Below are 16783 nucleotides of genomic sequence, written 5' to 3'. Positions count from 1 at the left end.
CTGACAAATTCCTGCCAAAGAACTGCAAGCTCACCAAAGATGAAAAGACAGGTGAACTGGCTATTCGCCGTCCTTACCGATTAAATCTTCCGGCACGTCCTCCCCGCGAGAAATCGCGCTCATAGCTTTGCGGGATACTACCTTGACTCGTTCGCGCGCGCCACGGCCGCCCTCGACCTCGCCAAAGTCTGCACCCAGCTGCTTTTCATATTCGTCCAATAGTTCCCAACCATGCCAGGTAGAGAAAGGAACCCCGCGCTGCTCAAGCAGTTCAATCATGGCATCGTGTCCCACCGCTTTCCCAGTAGCCACCAACTTGCCAGCTTCCGCGTCCTCTACCAGGTGGGCGATAGTTTGCTGCGCATCAGACTTGGTAGAACCAATCAGCCCCACCGGGCCGCGCTTTACCCAACCGGTAGCGTAAATCCCGGTCAAAGGAGTTCCCTCCAAATCGGTGACCCGTCCTTCCTGATTGGGGATTACTCCGCGACGCTCATCGAAAGGCAATCCCGCAATCGGAGAAGAGAAATATCCCACTGCGCGATAAACCGCCTGTACCGGGGTTTCCCGCAGCTCGCCAGTCCCGGAAACCGTTCCGTCCCCGTTCAGCTGGGTACGTTCGGTAACGAGGGCGCGCACATGCCCGTCCTCGTCAGCTAAAATCTCTTTCGGAGCCGAGAATAAATGCAGGTGGATACGGCGATCAGCTTCCCTATCGTCCTCGTCCATGGCGTAATTAATTAAGGTATCAACCACCATTTTGGTTTGTTTAGAAGCCGCAATCGCCTGCTCCGAGCCTTCGTCGAACTCGAAATCTTCCTCGGAAACGATAACTTTTACTCCCGGCTGCTGCCCGAGTTCGCGCAGTTCCAAGGGGGTGAACTTCACCTGAGCCGGTCCGCGCCGCCCGAAAACATGCACGTCTGTGATTGGGGATTTATAGAGCTCTTTCGCCACGTTTTCCGGAATCTCGGTTTTGAGCATATCGGCAGGGTGCTTCGCCATTACCCGCGCGATATCGAGGGCGACATTACCGACCCCGATAACCGCGACCTCTTTCGCCTCTAAAGGCCAAAAACGCGGATAATCCGGGTTGCCGTCATACCAAGAAACAAAATCGGCAGCCCCATAACATTCCGGCAAATCCTGACCGGGCAAATCAATCGGTTTATCCCGATCAGACCCGGTAGCGAAAATAATCGCATCATAATGTTCATGCAGGTCATCGACAGTTATATCTGCGTCCTCGCCGCCAACATTCACATTTGCCAGCAGACGGATATCGCCGCGCTGCAAAATCTTGTAAAGGGCAGTAATAATGGCTCGAATCCGGGGATGATCGGGCGCTACGCCATACCGAACCAATCCATAGGGTGCAGGCAGACGCTCAAAGAGGTCAATCTCTACATTAAGACCAGATTTGGACAAAATATCAGAAGCATAGATGCCAGCGGGGCCGGCTCCAACTACAGCGACACTAAGCGGACGGTCAGACACTAAAACCCTTCCTTTTACGTAATAAATCTGGCGGCGCCACCTTTTAGCACCTCAAACCTCAAATTATTCTAGCTGTAAATCACGACTATCTCGCATTTTATTGAGCGGTCTCACACAATGGTTCAGCCATCTTTGGCAGGAGCGAGCACAGAAAGCAACGGCGAGGAAACGGACAAACCCTATTTTGAACGCCGCTAGCTCGTAACTCGCGCAATAAAAGCAAAGCTGCCCCAAGTAATGATGCATGGGAGACAATAGGGATATTAAAGGAGGAAACAAATGACTACACGGAGAACTCCGCGCAGACCAGCAATGCTAGATGCTGAGCAGGCAGAAAATATTCCCGGTGCCGAGGACGGGGCTCGCTCCTCCGAGGTAGCTCACCTGGTAGCGCAAACTCTGCTGGGGATAGAAAAAGACACTGACCAGAATGTTCAACACTTGCGGGAGCTGCTGGAATCTGGCGGGGTAGATACGGTCAGTGAACTGTGGTCAGCCTCGCCAGCCAATACTTTGCCGGGGACACTCTGGCGACTGTACTTGGTGTATCAATGGTATTTACGCGACCCTAAGCTGGTAAATGAACGCTTCCAGCAGGGCCTAAGCGCCCTAGAGATTGGGGAAGCTGCTCCTGTCGAGCGATCCGATAAAACGGTGTCCACCCTTATGGAGGAGCTAGCAGCACTTTGGGAAGCAAAAACCTCAATAACGGGACTCGAACCCCTACTAGATAAGGTTGCAGATTTCCTGCACGTACTGGCCAGTGGAGTCAGCGCGGAATGGATTAAAGATGCCCGGGACGAACTAGCCGATCCGGTAACCTTGCGCCCCCAGGCGCTACTACAAACCGCGAGCGACCTTAAGCTATCGGCACGTATAGCCAAGGCAAATCGCCTAGACTAGAAATAAATCTACCCAAACTACCGCAGGTAAAGTCACCAGTTTTTAGAAGGGATTGGCATGGACGGCAAACAGGAAACTGGCAACAGAACAGAACCGAAAGTGCGTAAAGCCAAAATTAAAGAGGACGCGCAAGGCGACCCCCAGGTGGTACCTTCACCTGCCGATATTGCCCGGGTTTATAAAGAAAATCCACAAACTGAACCGGTAGCACAGGTAGACCGGCAGGCGGCACAATCCAATTTTGAGACTGCCACGGCTGATGAGCTGATTTCTTCAAAGATTTCTCCCGAACAGTTTCCCGGGATCGATTATGAGGACGCTGACTACGCCCTCCCCGATAAAAAATCCCCGTTTATAGGGGGGCAAAAGATCGATAAATCCGGTAAGCCTCCTGCCTCGGAAAATAACGCTGGCAAACCAGCTAGCGAAAAGGAAGCCCAGACCGGGAAACCGGCAGCTGCCAGTAAGCCTGGTGATTCCCCCGTAAAAACCGAGTCTAAGGCGCAAAAGCCTTCCGATGCAGAAGCATTAGCGGCAGGTCACGCCCAAACCGATGGCCCTGAAGACCTTTCCCAAATCAGCCCCTCCACTTTGCGGGAGGCTCCCGGGATGGACAAACTCGCGCAAGCCGGTCCCCTCGGTCAAGACAAACCCCTGCCCAAGGGACGTTTCGGAGACAGGGAACTATCTTGGATGCAGTTCAACCAGCGAGTATTAGAGCAGGCAGAGGACGAGCGGCTGCCTATTTTAGAGCGCGCCTGGTTTACCACTATTTTCTCTTCTAACTTGGATGAGTTCTATATGGTGCGCGTGGCAGGGCTCAAACGTCGCATTGCGGCCGGAATTGCCCGCACCGCCGCCTCCGGTCTTACCCCCCGGCAAGTGCTTGACCTGGTGACAGAGCGCGCCCAAGTATTGTGTGCGCGGCAAGCCGATTTTGTGCAAAACACGTTGCTTGGCGAACTGGAAAATGTCGGGATTAAACTGCGGCGTTGGAATGACCTTTCCCCGGAGCAACAAGATTTTCTGCACGGGTATTTTCGTCGCCAGATTTTCCCGATTCTGACCCCGTTGGCGGTCGATCCTTCGCACCCTTTCCCCTATATTTCTGGTCTGTCAGTTAATTTGGCGGTGGTGCTGCGTAACCCGCTAACTGGAAAGCAACATTTTGCCCGGGTGAAAATTCCGGAAAGCCTGCCCCGCCTAATCTGCGTGGAACAGGCAATTGACCAGGTAAGCCCAGAGGACGCCCTCGACACTAAAGGACAAGTCACTTTCGTTACCTTAGAGGATGTTATCGGCCCCCACCTAGATCACCTCTTCCCCGGCATGGAAATCCTGGAACATCACGTGTTCCGCCTGACCCGCAACGAGGATTTGGAAGTTGAAGAGGATGACGCCGAGAATCTGCTAACCGCAATGGAACAAGAGCTGTTGCGGCGACGTTTCGGCCCGGCAGTGCGCCTTGAGGTAGCGAAGGGTATATCGCGACCGGTACTCGATTTCCTGGTTGCCAAACTGGAAATTGGGATGGAGGACGTGTTTTCTCTCCCCGAACCGATTGACCTGCGCTGCCTGAATGAACTGCACGAACTGGATTTGCCGGAACTCAAGTACAAGAAGTTCGTACCGGCCACGGCGGCAGGTCTTGCGGAAGTGGAATCTGCCAGCCCCACCGATATTTTCGCGATGATTCGCAGTCACGATGTGCTCTTACATCACCCCTATGATTCTTTCTCCACTTCGGTGCAGCATTTCGTAACCTACGCCGCCAGGGATCCAAAAGTGCGTTCCTTAAAGCAGACCCTCTACCGCACGTCCTCGGATTCACCGATTGTGTCTGCCCTGATAGAGGCGGCACAAAACGGGAAACAGGTGTTGGCGATTGTAGAGATAAAAGCCCGTTTTGACGAGGACGCCAACATTTCCTGGGCGCGTAAATTAGAGCGCGCCGGGGTACACGTGGTGTATGGCATGGTGGGCTTGAAGACCCACTGCAAACTGTCGATGGTGGTTCGCGAAGAAGCCGATGGTCTGCGCCGTTACTGCCATGTGGGCACTGGCAACTATCACCCCAAGACGGCTCGCGGATACGAGGATTTGGGGCTTTTAACCTGTGATAAAGAGGTCGCACAGGATTTAACTCGACTGTTTAATCAACTGTCTGGGTATGCACCGCGTACTTCTTTCCATCATTTGCTGGTAGCTCCCCGCTCTATTCGTCCGGGAGTTATTGAACGGATTGAACGGGAAGTTGAAAACCATCGTAAAGGTCTGCCTGCCTATATCGGAATCAAGGTAAATTCCCTGGTAGACGAAGCGGTTACTGATGCGCTTTACCGTGCCAGCCAGGCGGGCGTACCAATAGATATTGTGGTGCGCGGGATTTGCACGATTCGCTCCGGGGTGCGGGGGCTATCGGAGAATATCCGGGTGCGTTCTATTTTGGGTCGCTTCCTGGAGCATTCGCGTATTTATGCTTTTGAAAATGGGGGGCAGCCGGAAGTTTGGATTGGGTCTGCTGACCTGATGCACCGCAATCTAGATCGTCGGGTAGAGGCTTTGATTAGGATTAAAGATCCCGATATGACCGCGGAACTTATGGATTTAGTTAAACTTGAGGCTTCACCGCAGGTTTCGTCTTGGCATTTACGTAGGGACGGAACTTGGCGACGCCATATTGAAGCCAAGGATGGCTCGGCGCTGATGGATATCCAAGAATATCTAATCAATAAAGCTAATTCGCGGATGAAAGGACGCTAGAGGCTAGGTGTTCACCTAACTTCTCACGTTAAACAGTTTTACCTCTGTAACCTGGGGTAATGACCTTATACGTAATTTGTTAGACAATGGGAACAGATTACGAGAAAGGCAAGTGGCTATAATGACGGCTCGACCTAAGCCACCGCATATGCGGATAGTACGCTCCGCGGGCGCATTAGTGTGGCGTCTGCGAGAGGGAGCCAGCCCAATTCCTGGCACTTCCATCCCCCGCGAGCGTCAAGATATAGAGGTTTTGATAGTGCATCGCCCTCGCTACGATGACTGGTCATGGCCAAAGGGTAAACGCGAACCTGGGGAAGCTATCCCGGCAACAGCGGTACGGGAAGTAGAAGAGGAAACCGGTGTCCCGATTCGCCTGGGAGCCCCGCTTACGATGCAGAGGTATCGTTTAGGCGCGGGAGTTACGAAGGAAGTTCACTATTGGGTAGGTTTTCCTGATGTGTCAGCGGAAACTTTGCGGGCACGCCCGCTAGCTCCTCTTGCATCTTCCAGCGAGATTGATAAGTGCGAGTGGGTGGGTTCGCGTAAAGCCATGAAGCTGCTTACGCGGCGAGGCGATCGGCGCCTTTTAGAGGAACTTTTAACCCGCCTAGCTGATAAGACCCTACAAACCCGCACTTTAGCTATTTTGCGTCATGCAAAAGCCACTAAACGAGCCTGTTGGGAGGGTGGCGAAATGACCAGGCCTCTATCTAGGCGGGGCTCATCTCAAGTTTTGCGGTTAATCCCGGTACTTTCGGCGCTGGGCATTAACCGGATTATTACTTCTCCTTGGCGGCGTTGCGTTGCCACGGTCGCTCCTTATGCCACTTTGTCGGGCATACCCTTAAAAACTGAGGCTTCATTCACCGAGGATGCCTACCGTGATGACTGCGCAAATATGCGCTCAATGGTGCGAGAACTGCTTCAAGAACAACCGCAACAACCGCAAAGCCCAGTGGCTTTGTGTGTTCATCGCCCCACTATTCCGGGGATTATCGGAGAGCTAGCGCCGCTTACCCCTAATCATTTAGGTAGATTGCTGCCCCAACGTGATCCCTATTTGAAATCTGCGCGTATGCTAATTGTTCATTTGGCAGACTATCCTCAGCCACGAGTGGTGAGCCTCGAAGAATTCAGCCTGGATTAGGCGATTTAACCATATTTGCCAGCATTTTTTAGCAAGTAGTTAGACTGGAGATATGAGCGATTCCTTTAGCGTGCCCAGCCATGATTGCCCTTCTACTTCCGCTGTTATGCCGGGTGAGGCTGATGGTGAGAGTGCGTCCTCGCCGGTCGGTAACGGTGACCATTTAGTACCGGCTATTCTTCCTCGAGTGGGAATAGGTACTGATGTGCATGCTTTTGCTGATTCTAGTGCTGCCGATAATGCTGCACGTCCTTGTATGGTTGCGGGGCTTTCTTGGCCGGGCGAACCACCCCTTAAGGGTCATTCGGATGCAGATGTGGCTGCTCATGCCCTTTGTGACGCTATTTTGTCGGCTGCCGGTCAAGGCGATTTGGGTACTCATTTTGGCACCAATCGCCCCGAGTGGCAGGGTGCTTCTGGTAAGCAGCTACTGGAAGCCACTATGGAGATTATTCACCAGGCAGGGTGGGAACTGGGTAACGCCGCAGTTCAGGTGATTGCAAACCGCCCACGGATGAGGCAGCGTTATGACCAGGCTCGCGCGATTTTAGAAGAGGCAGTGGGGGCTCCGGTGTCTGTTTCTGCTACTACCTCGGATTATCTAGGCTTTACTGGGCGAGGCGAGGGCGCAGCGGCGGTTGCTACCGCTTTGGTTTACCCTTTGGGGCGTAACTAGCCAAAAGTTCTAGGACGTAGATAGCTAAATTTTGGTAAGGGTCAGCAGCTCAGTTACTAAGGATAGGTTTTAAGTAGTAAAAATATCTTGGTCAGCAGTATTTAGTGTGCATTACACCATACAATACAGGGCTTTAGTCCCAGATTAATTTATGATTTCTATTCAGACCTTAAACTCTATCTAAACCTTTATTTTTCTGGGATTTTACCCCATACCGTGAAAAAAGGATTACACTGTCTCATATATCTAAAGTCCCGGGGTATATTGTGATTAGCTTGACATCAAGATATTATATTTGCAATCAGAACTGTCGGCACAAACCCCAATGGAGAGCAAATGATAAACACATTCTCAACATTAGTGAGACCCACTGTTGGTGCAGCAGATTTTATTAGCAGTGGAAACACCAGCGGAATCGCCATTGCAATGGTTATCTACTTCGTAGCCATGATTCTGATTGGCATCTACGGTTACACCCGCACCCAAACCATGGATGACTTCATGGTTGGCGGGCGCTCCCTACCGCCCCTAGTCGCCGCCCTCTCGGCGGGAGCCGCAGATATGTCCGGTTGGCTAATGATGGGATTACCCGGCGCTCTTTACCTTACCGGTCTGGTGGAATCCTGGATAGCCATCGGGCTGCTGATTGGTTCTTGGTGCGCCTGGAAATGGGTAGCGCCGCGATTACGCTCCTATTCACAAGTTGCCGGGGACTCAATTACCGTTCCCTCATTCATGTCAGCTCGCCTTAAAGACGACAAATACATTCTGCAACTGGTAGCCGGAGTTATTATTCTTTTCTTCTTCACCATCTACGTTGCTAGCGGCATGGTTTCCGGCGGAGTGTTCTTTGAATCCATCTTCCATGTGAACTACCACGTAGGCATGGTAATCGTAGCCGGAGTAGTTATTCTTTACACCCTGGTGGGCGGATTCCTGGCGGTATCATGGACCGACATGGTACAGGGCATTATGATGCTAATCGCCCTACTCCTAGTGCCAATCTTCGGGGTGGTTGCCCTGGGTGGCTTCGGAGTAATGACCGATACTCTAAACGGCTTAGGAGGTCATATGTTCTCCATGATTGGTGACGGTGCAGCCGGAAAACTCTCGATTCTAAACGGGCTAGCCTGGGGGCTAGGCTATGTGGGAATGCCGCATGTAATCGTGCGCTACATGGCACTACGCTCCCCGAAAGAAGCAACTTCGGCTCGCCGCCTAGGCATCGGCTGGATGTTCCTGTGTGTACTGGGCGCAACCATGACCGCTCTAATCGGGCGCGCCCTCACCGAAAACGGTCTCGCCGGAATCAAAGACGCCCTAGATAAGGTAAAAATCAACCCCCAGGAAAGCATTTATCTGGTAATGGGAGAAAAACTCTTCCCCGCCATACTTGCCGGTTTTATGCTGGCCGCTATTTTAGCTGCCGTCATGTCCACCGTTTCTTCCCAGCTATTGGTGACCTCCTCGGCAGTAGTAGAAGACATTTACCGGGGCATTAAGAAACGCCGACTGCTGGGAGCCAAGGGTATCAACGCCGGACGGATGGTAGTGTTAGCGATTTCCGTAATCGCCGCTTTCTTCGCCTGGTTCCGTACCGACTCGATTCTAGGGCTAGTAGCTTTCGCCTGGGCAGGTTTTGGAGCGGCATTTGGACCGGTAATCATACTCAGCCTCTACTGGCGCAAATACACCTGGCAAGGAGCCGCAGCCGGAATGGCAGTCGGCGCAATTACCGTAGCTATCTGGGGTAACCTACCGGATAACGTACCGATGTTCTTCCAGGTCTACGAGATTCTGCCTGGATTCTTACTGAATCTGCTAGTTTCCTGGCTGATATCGCTAGCAACCTATAAACCGAATCAAGAAATAGACGAAGAATTCAATCTTGCGGTTAAACTTGCACACGCTAATCAAGATGAAATTAACTCTGCCCTCGAAGGAAAAACTGTCACCCCCGTGACCACTATGCCATTCGCTGAGGTAGAGGGCGACGTGCAGATTAGAACAAAAAATACAACTAAATAAAAAATAGGGACATAGGAAAGAAGTCCCTAAAATCGGGGTACACTTCCTCGCATCTAGTGTTACCTTGAACATATAAGTGCGTAGCGGGTCGAGCAACCAGCAAGCTCGAGCCGCTACGCCTTAGGTGCGATTGATACCTAGTAAAAACTCTTTCCTAAGAAAGGACTAAAACAAATGTCAGAAAGCGTGGCTCCCCCCAAAGCTGGCGGGGAAACCGGCGACTGCCGTCACCTTGCAGATCTGGCGGTTGCTCGCGCCCAAAAATGGGTGCGGGAATCCGAGAAATACCCAGAAGATCGGGCAGCAAAACTCCTCTCCCAGGTACTTGAAGACCAGACTGGTTTGGACTTTACAGTTGCCTTTGTAGATGGGGTAATTCGCCCTGAAGATATTAAGGTTGCCGCCGAGGAGCTTAACCGCCTCGCGTCCTCTTCCATAGGGTTCTTACCCTGGTATCTGCGCCTACCCTTCAAGATAGGTGGGGCAATGGCACCGCTGCTACCCAATCTGGTTATCCCCATTACTCGCAGCGTGTTCGCGAAACTGGTCGGGGATTTGGTGCTCGACGTTTCCGATGCCAAACTTGGTCCGGCAATCGAACGGCTAAAACACGGTGGCGCCAGGCTGAATATGAACCTGCTAGGAGAGGCGATTCTCGGTGATGAAGAAGCTGAAAAACGGCTAACTGACACTATGGCGCTGTTAGAGCGCCCAGATGTAGATTACGTATCCCTAAAAGTATCGGCAGTTACCGGTCCGCACAACCCCTGGGCTTACGACCATGTGGTAGACAGAGCGGTAAACGCCCTCTTGCCGCTATATCGGCGCGCTAACTCCTATGACCAGAAGAAATTCATCAACCTGGACATGGAGGAATACAAAGACCTCCATATGACCATTGATGTATTCAAGAAGATTCTGGAAACCCCCGGGCTTGAAAAGCTAGAGGCTGGCATCGTCTTGCAGGCATATTTGCCTGACGCTCTGCCCGCTATGAAACACCTACAAAAGTGGGCAGCTCGGCGCGTAGCTAGCGGGGGCGGGCGGATTAAGGTTCGCGTTGTAAAGGGCGCAAACCTGTCGATGGAGACGGTAGAGTCACGTGAACGTGGCTGGAAACTCACCACCCAAAAGAGCAAGCAAGATACCGACTCTAACTACATGAAAGTGCTCGACTATGCACTAACTAAAGAACACACCCGCAACATCAAAATCGGGGTAGCAGGAATGAACCTGTTCACCGTGGGTTTTGCCTATGAACTGGCTAAAGAACGCGGGGTATTGGACTCTGGCGGGGTAGAGTTCGAAATGCTTTCCGGAATGGCTTCCCCCCAATCCAAGGCAGTTGCCGAAGATACCGGTCACCTCCTGTTCTATGTGCCGGTAGTTAATCCGGAAGAATACGATGTGGCAATCGCCTACCTGGTGCGGCGGCTAGAAGAAAACTCCTTGGAACAAAACTTCATGTCCGATATTTTCGATTTGGACGATGCTGACGTTTTACACAAGGAAGAACAGCGTTTCCGCCGCGCCCTAGATAGGGTGCACGAAGTGGAAGTCGGTCCAGTTCGCCACCAAGACAGGTGCAGCGAGAGTACCGAAGATATTAAATCTTTCGTACAAAAGGACGGGGAGTGGACTTTTGAAAACACCCCGGATTCTGACCCTTCGCTACCTGCAAATATCGAGTGGGCACGCCAAATTATTAAAGCTATCCCCGATTGTCAGATTGGGATTAAAGAGGTCGAGGAAGCCACCGTTTCCGACGCTAAGGTGCTCGATCAAATGCTGGCTGGGGCAGAGGCAGCCGCGAAAGTCTGGGCGGCGCGTCCCGCCAAGGAAAGGTCCGAGATTATTCACCGCGTGGGCATAGGGCTCAGCGAAAATCGTGCCCAGCTGATGGAAATCGCGGCCGCTGAATGTGGTAAAGCCCTAGATGGCGGCGATATCGAGGTATCGGAGGCCGTGGACTTCTGCCATTACTACGCTCAGCAGTGCCTAGAGCTAGAACAGCAAGCAGGAGCCAAGTTCCAGCCGGCACGGGTAACGGTTTCTACCCCGCCCTGGAACTTCCCGATTGCTATTCCGACTGGTTCCACTGTTTCGGCGTTGGCAGCAGGTTCATCGGTAATCTTCAAACCGGCTAAAGAAGCTGCTCGTACCGGCGCGCTGCTTGCCAAGATAATGTGGGAAGCTGGGGTTCCGCGAGAGGTTCTGCACTTTGTCCAACTAGGTAACCGTGACCTCGGCAAGAATCTAATGGCTGATAAACGGGTAGATCGAGTTATTTTGACTGGTTCTATTGACACTGCCAAGATGTTCCGTTCCTGGGATAACAATATGGGTCTGCTGGCGGAAACCTCCGGCAAGAACGCAATTATTGTTACTCCCTCAGCGGATTTGGATTTGGCGGTCAAAGATATTATTAACTCAGCGTTTAGCCACTGTGGGCAAAAATGCTCGGCTTCTTCGCTGGCTATTTTGGTCGGTTCAGTAGGTTATTCCGAGCGGGTACATCGCCAGCTACTTGACGGCGTACGCTCGCTGGTGGTGGACTATCCCACCAATCCTGCCAGCCAGACCGGCTCCCTATGCACCCCGGCAACCGGAAAGCTGCTGCGCGGTCTAACCACTTTGGGACCGGGCGAGCATTGGGCGTTAAAACCCAAGCAGCTAGATGATTCCGGGAAACTGTGGACTCCGGGAATTCGCGCAGGGGTACAGCCGGGCAGCGAATACCACCTCACCGAGTATTTCGGCCCGATTCTGGGGATTATCCGCTGCGACACCCTGGAAGAAGCTATCGAGATTCAAAACGCCACCGATTACGGTTTGACCGCCGGGTTACATTCTTTAGATGCCGACGAAATCAACCTGTGGCTAGATCGCGTACAGGCCGGTAACGTCTATGTCAATCGCGGTATTACCGGTGCTATCGTGCGCCGTCAGCCTTTCGGAGGGTGGAAGAACTCCGCGATTGGGGCAGGTACGAAAGCTGGCGGTCCGTCCTATCTGTATGGTTTGGGCGAGTGGGAAGCCGACGGTATCCCGGAAAACGAGGGCGTGGAGCTACGTAACCGCGCCCTGGTTGAGGGCGCGAAAGTGGCGCGCTCCCTCGACTCTAATAAAGAGTTTGTGATGGCTTCGCTGCGCTCTTCACAACAGGCTCTAGACAGCGAGTTCGCTATCGGACATGACCCTTCAGATTTGCGGGTAGAGCGTAACGTGCTGCGTTACTGTGCGCTGCCGGTCTTGATTCGTCTATCCGAGGGCGAGGACGCTTCTCAAGTGTTAATGCTGGCGGCTGCGGGTCGCGCCGTTGGTTCTCAAGTGGCGGTATCAATGCCGCAGGAACCAGATTCAGCGCTGCTCCAGTACCTGCGAGTACAGCATATTGATTACGAGGTCGAGTCTGACCAGTCTTTCCGTGACCGTTTACCCGCTTGGGCTGCCGGTGCCGGTCTGGACGCACGGATTCGCCTGATTGGTGGAGATGTTAAAGCCGTAAATGAGGCGGTTAGTGGCAATGTGAATGTGGCGGTCTGGTCGCACCCGGTTACTGCTTGCGGACGCGTAGAAATGATTCCATTTGTACGTGAACAGGCAGTAGCCTTCACTAACCACCGTTTCGGTAACCATACTCCCCTGTCAGAGCAGGTGAAAATCTAGCGGCTCGCTAGGTCTATAACTAAATAAATACTTTGTGGGGGTTGGGAAGTATTTCCCAACCCCCACAAAAGCTTTCATAAAACGCTTTCCAGCATTCCGTCCGCAACCCCTTTTAGGTATTAACCCCGATTTCGTCGTCCTCACTAATAAAAAAGCCCAAACGGCTTTTCACCGTTCGGACTCCTCATCGTGGAGCTAGCGGGGCTCGAACCCGCGACCCTCTGCTTGCAAAGCAGATGCGCTACCAGCTGCGCCATAGCCCCTTAGGGAAGCCAGAAATCCCGCTTACAGGTATTTCCAAACTCCAGCATCGGTGCGTAAGTCATTTGCCGCATTAATCCCCCAGGCTAAAACCACCACTATTAACAGCAGTTTCACGATTCTTTTCAAAATCTACCTACCTGGTTGATTGCCGAAACAAATACCTTTCGCAGTGGGCCTAGCTGGGCTCGAACCAGCGACCTCAGTCTTATCAGGACTGCGCTCTAACCAACTGAGCTATAGGCCCATGATGTCCATCCGTGAACACCATTGCAGATTACAACATTCCTAACCCGGCTTTCAAACCCGGCATAGGTGCGTTTTGTCACGCCCTTTCCTAGACCCTCATCCACCCCGAAAAACGTTAGGAATGCCAGTAAAACTACTCGTCCGTCAGCGACAATTTAACTCCGCCAACCAGCGAAGTCGCCAAGTTATAAATCAAAGCCCCCACGGTACAGAACGCGGTAACCAAAATTACGTTGGACACTGCGATAATGGTGCTCATTGCCATAACCCGCGGCAGACGCAGATAATCAATCATGGAGGCAATCGAACCGGTGGGATCAATATCGTTAATAAAGTTCTCCACCGAGCTAAACACATTCATCGAATTCAGCAGCAGCCACACCAGCAGACCCGCCAACACCATGGCAATCCCCAAAGCTACTGACAGCAAAAACGAAACTTTCATCACCGTCCACGGGTCAATGCGGGAAACTACCAGTGAGATTTGACGTGGTTGATATTCTCCAACTTTAGACGAGGACGCCTCATCCTGGATCGGCTCTCCCCCCTGGACAGTGGTGGCAGTATCAGCACTCGACACGCCCTTATTAGCCTGCGGAATCGAGGACCGTACCCCTGTATCTTTTCCAGGTTTATTGGGTTTCTTAACCGCCGGTTTCAAGGATTCTTCTTCCTCTAGCTCCGAAGATTCCCCGATAGTCGCACCTATTTCGGAGCGTTCGCCCTCACCATTATCTAGCTCAGCTAACTCCGCCTGGTCGGTTAGGGGTTTGCTATCATCGGTTTTCCCATCAGTAGAATCCGAATCAACCTGCGATGATTCCACGTCCGGGTAGAGATTTCCCTCGCTCTGCTCTAGGCGAGTCTTATCTTGATCTTTATTATCTGTTGTCATTGATTAGCCTCTCGCTAAAGCTCGCTGGTTTCGGTTTCCAGTGCGGACACTGCCTGATTCAGTTCCTCAGACTGCGCCTCATCAGATTCACTATCGTCTGTCTTCTCATTATTTAACGCCACAGCCAAGACCGCATCCCCTTTCGCGGGACGAGTGAAAATTACCCCCTGGGTGTTGCGACCGGTACGCGGAACCTCATCCACCCGAGAACGCTGAACCTTGCCGGACTGCATAATCACCATGACTTCATCATCGTCATTAACAATCAAGGCTCCCACCAGGTCACCCCGCTCAGCCACCAGGTTCGCAACTTTTATTCCCAAACCGCCACGACCCTGGACACGGTACTCATCTACCGAGGTCCGTTTCGCGTATCCACCCTCGGTTACCACCAAAAGGTCACTGTCGGGGCGAGTAACGGTCATTGCTAACAGATGGTCGCCCTCACGGAACTTCATACCTCGCACCCCGGAGGTGGCGCGACCAGTAGGACGCAAAGCCTCATCACTAGCTAAGAACCGCAGCGATTGTCCCCTATGCGAAACCAGCAGCAGTTCATCGTCACCATTAACCAGTTCGGCAGAAACTACCTCGTCAGGGGCACCATCTTCCATTTCCCGCAGGTTAATCGCAATCAAACCTCCGGTACGGTTGGAATCGTACTCGGTAAACCGGGTCTTTTTCACTAGCCCCGAGCGGGTAGCTAGCGCTAAATACTCAGCCTCATCATAGGAGCTAAAGGCCAATACCTGCGCGATTTTTTCTTCCGGTTGGAACGCTAAAAGGTTAGCTACGTGTTGGCCTTTAGAGTCGCGTCCCCCCTCGGGTAGTTCATAGGCTTTCGCCCGGTAAACCCGACCCTTATTAGTAAAGAATGCTAGCCAGTGATGCGTGGTAGTAGTAAAGAAGTGATCTACCACGTCATCTTCACGTAGCTGCGCCCCTTTAATCCCTTTACCGCCACGTTTTTGGCTACGATACTGGTCAAGGCGGGTACGTTTCACATACCCGGAATGGGTAATAGTGACCACCACGTCCTGTTCTTCGATTAAATCCTCAATCGACATTTCCCCAGCGAACGGCACAATCTTGGTGCGCCGCTCGTCGCCATATTTATCGACAATCTCGCCCAATTCGGTGGAAATAATTCCCCGTTGCCGCTCCGGGCGAGCCAAGATATCTTCTAAATCTTTGACCCGCTCCTCTAGTTCGGTGTGTTCATCTAGGATTTTTTGCCGCTCTAGGGCGGCCAGGCGGCGCAGTTGCAAAGCCAAGATTGCATCTGCTTGGACTTCATCTACCCCCAGCAGCTCCATCAGGGCGCTACGTGCCTCATCAACTGTTGGTGATTGGCGGATAGTAGCGATTACCGCGTCTAGAGCATCTAGAGCCATCAGGTAGCCCTGTAAAATATGTAGCCGCTCCTGCGCCCTCTTCAGGCGGAAGTTCGTGCGCCGCACGATTACTTCTAACTGGTGTTTAACCCAATTGGAAATAAATCCATCAATAGATAGAGTACGCGGAACCCCATCTACCAGCGCCAACATATTTGCGGGGAAGGAATCCTGTAACTGGGTACGCTTGTACAGATTGTTCAAAACTACCTTGGGTACCGCGTCCCGTTTGAGCACAATCACTAGGCGCTGCCCGGAGCGATCTGAGGATTCATCACGAATATCCGCGATGCCCTCAATCTGCCCATCCTTCACCAGTCCGGCGATTTTTGCCGCCAGATTATCTGGATTTACCTGGTAGGGAAGTTCGGTAACCACCAGGCAAACCCGGGAGTTGATTTCTTCTACGTTTACGATTGCCCGCTGCACGATGGAGCCGCGACCGGTGCGGTATGCCTGTTCTATCCCTTTCCGCCCCAAAATAGTGGCGCCGGTGGGGAAATCAGGGCCTTTAATCCGTTCTATCAGGGCTTCTAGCAGTTCTTCGCGGGAAGCGTCCGGATGGTCAAGTGCCCACTGTACCCCGTCGGCAACTTCGCGCATATTGTGGGGAGGAATCCGGGTTGCCATCCCCACTGCAATACCCTCGGAGCCGTTTAACAGCAGGTAGGGTAGGCGTGCCGGTAGAACTGTGGGTTCTTGGGTGCGCCCATCATAGTTGTCTGTAAAATCGACGGTGTCTTCATCGATGTCCCGCACCATTTCCATCGCTAGGGGCGCCATTTTACATTCCGTATAGCGCGGAGCTGCCGGTCCTAGATTTCCTGGGGAACCAAAGTTTCCTTGCCCAGAAACCATCGGGTAACGCATAGCCCAGGGTTGTACTAGGCGAGCTAGCGCATCATAAACCGCGGCATCACCGTGGGGGTGGAAATGCCCCATCACGTCACCGACTACGCGCATACATTTAGAGAATCCAGAGTTGGGACGGTAGCCACCGTCATACATGGCGTAGAGAATCCGCCGGTGTACCGGTTTTAGACCGTCACGTACCTCGGGAAGGGCGCGCCCTACGATTACGCTCATTGCATAGTCGAGGTAGGAGCGTTGCATTTCGGTCTCTAAATCAACCTGGTTGATGTGACCTTTGGCTTGGAAGAGACCGGAGGCATTGTTTTCGTGGTTTTCTGCCACGGGGGTATCTCCTGCCCCGAATGCTGCGCCGGTGTGCTGCGCCTTTTCGGAGGAGTCTGCTTGCTGGTTTTCTTGATTGTCTATTTCGCTCATTTTCTTGCCTG

The 16783-nt window shown here is 52.6% G+C and carries 9 protein-coding genes and 2 tRNA genes; 6 read left to right on the top strand and 5 right to left on the bottom strand.

Going from position 1 to position 16783, the window contains the following annotated elements; all coding sequences use genetic code 11:
• Positions 1–60 precede the first annotated feature (60 nt).
• Positions 61–1497, bottom strand: coding sequence for an FAD-dependent oxidoreductase (locus tag PG728_RS06155; RefSeq protein ID WP_072510401.1), 1437 nt, complete (start codon positions 1495–1497; stop codon positions 61–63).
• A gap of 279 nt (positions 1498–1776) precedes the next feature.
• On the opposite strand from PG728_RS06155, the gene PG728_RS06150 reads away from it, so the two are divergent.
• The 6 genes from PG728_RS06150 to PG728_RS06125 all read left to right on the top strand — a co-directional run bounded on the left by PG728_RS06150 (position 1777) and on the right by PG728_RS06125 (position 12686).
• Entirely contained in the window at positions 1777–2400 is a 624-nt protein-coding gene (locus PG728_RS06150; protein ID WP_072510402.1) for a hypothetical protein, read from the top strand.
• A 57-nt stretch (positions 2401–2457) separates the two neighbouring features.
• On the top strand, positions 2458–5163 hold the full coding sequence (locus PG728_RS06145; protein ID WP_408648210.1) for an RNA degradosome polyphosphate kinase: 2706 nt from the start codon (positions 2458–2460) through the stop codon (positions 5161–5163).
• A 121-nt stretch (positions 5164–5284) separates the two neighbouring features.
• A complete protein-coding gene (locus PG728_RS06140) occupies positions 5285–6313 on the top strand; it encodes an NUDIX hydrolase (RefSeq protein WP_270626426.1) in 1029 nt (342 codons plus the stop codon).
• Positions 6314–6365: 52 nt separating this feature from the next.
• Positions 6366–6989 (top strand): 2-C-methyl-D-erythritol 2,4-cyclodiphosphate synthase, encoded by a 624-nt coding sequence (gene ispF / locus PG728_RS06135; protein ID WP_270626424.1) that lies wholly within the window; start codon positions 6366–6368, stop codon positions 6987–6989.
• 336 nt (positions 6990–7325) lie between these two features.
• On the top strand, positions 7326–9017 hold the full coding sequence (putP, locus tag PG728_RS06130; protein ID WP_270626422.1) for a sodium/proline symporter PutP: 1692 nt from the start codon (positions 7326–7328) through the stop codon (positions 9015–9017).
• A gap of 174 nt (positions 9018–9191) precedes the next feature.
• Positions 9192–12686: a bifunctional proline dehydrogenase/L-glutamate gamma-semialdehyde dehydrogenase gene (locus PG728_RS06125; protein WP_270626420.1), complete on the top strand. Its 3495-nt coding sequence runs from the start codon at positions 9192–9194 to the stop codon at positions 12684–12686.
• Between the two features lie 190 nt (positions 12687–12876).
• On the opposite strand, the gene PG728_RS06120 is transcribed toward PG728_RS06125, so the two are convergent.
• The 4 genes from PG728_RS06120 to gyrA form a co-directional block, all read right to left on the bottom strand.
• Positions 12877–12949, bottom strand: a tRNA-Ala gene (locus PG728_RS06120).
• 171 nt (positions 12950–13120) lie between these two features.
• A tRNA-Ile gene (locus PG728_RS06115) sits at positions 13121–13194 on the bottom strand.
• Between the two features lie 135 nt (positions 13195–13329).
• Entirely contained in the window at positions 13330–14091 is a 762-nt protein-coding gene (locus PG728_RS09320; RefSeq protein WP_333558167.1) for a DUF3566 domain-containing protein, read from the bottom strand.
• 14 nt (positions 14092–14105) lie between these two features.
• Entirely contained in the window at positions 14106–16772 is a 2667-nt protein-coding gene (gene gyrA, locus PG728_RS06105; protein WP_270626419.1) for a DNA gyrase subunit A, read from the bottom strand.
• Positions 16773–16783 lie beyond the last annotated feature (11 nt).

This window comes from Varibaculum timonense (assembly GCF_027694345.1).
In the GTDB taxonomy this organism is placed as follows: domain Bacteria; phylum Actinomycetota; class Actinomycetes; order Actinomycetales; family Actinomycetaceae; genus Varibaculum; species Varibaculum timonense_A.
The sequence above is the reverse complement of the archived record's forward strand: the minus strand, read 5'-3'. Positions and strand labels throughout refer to the sequence as shown.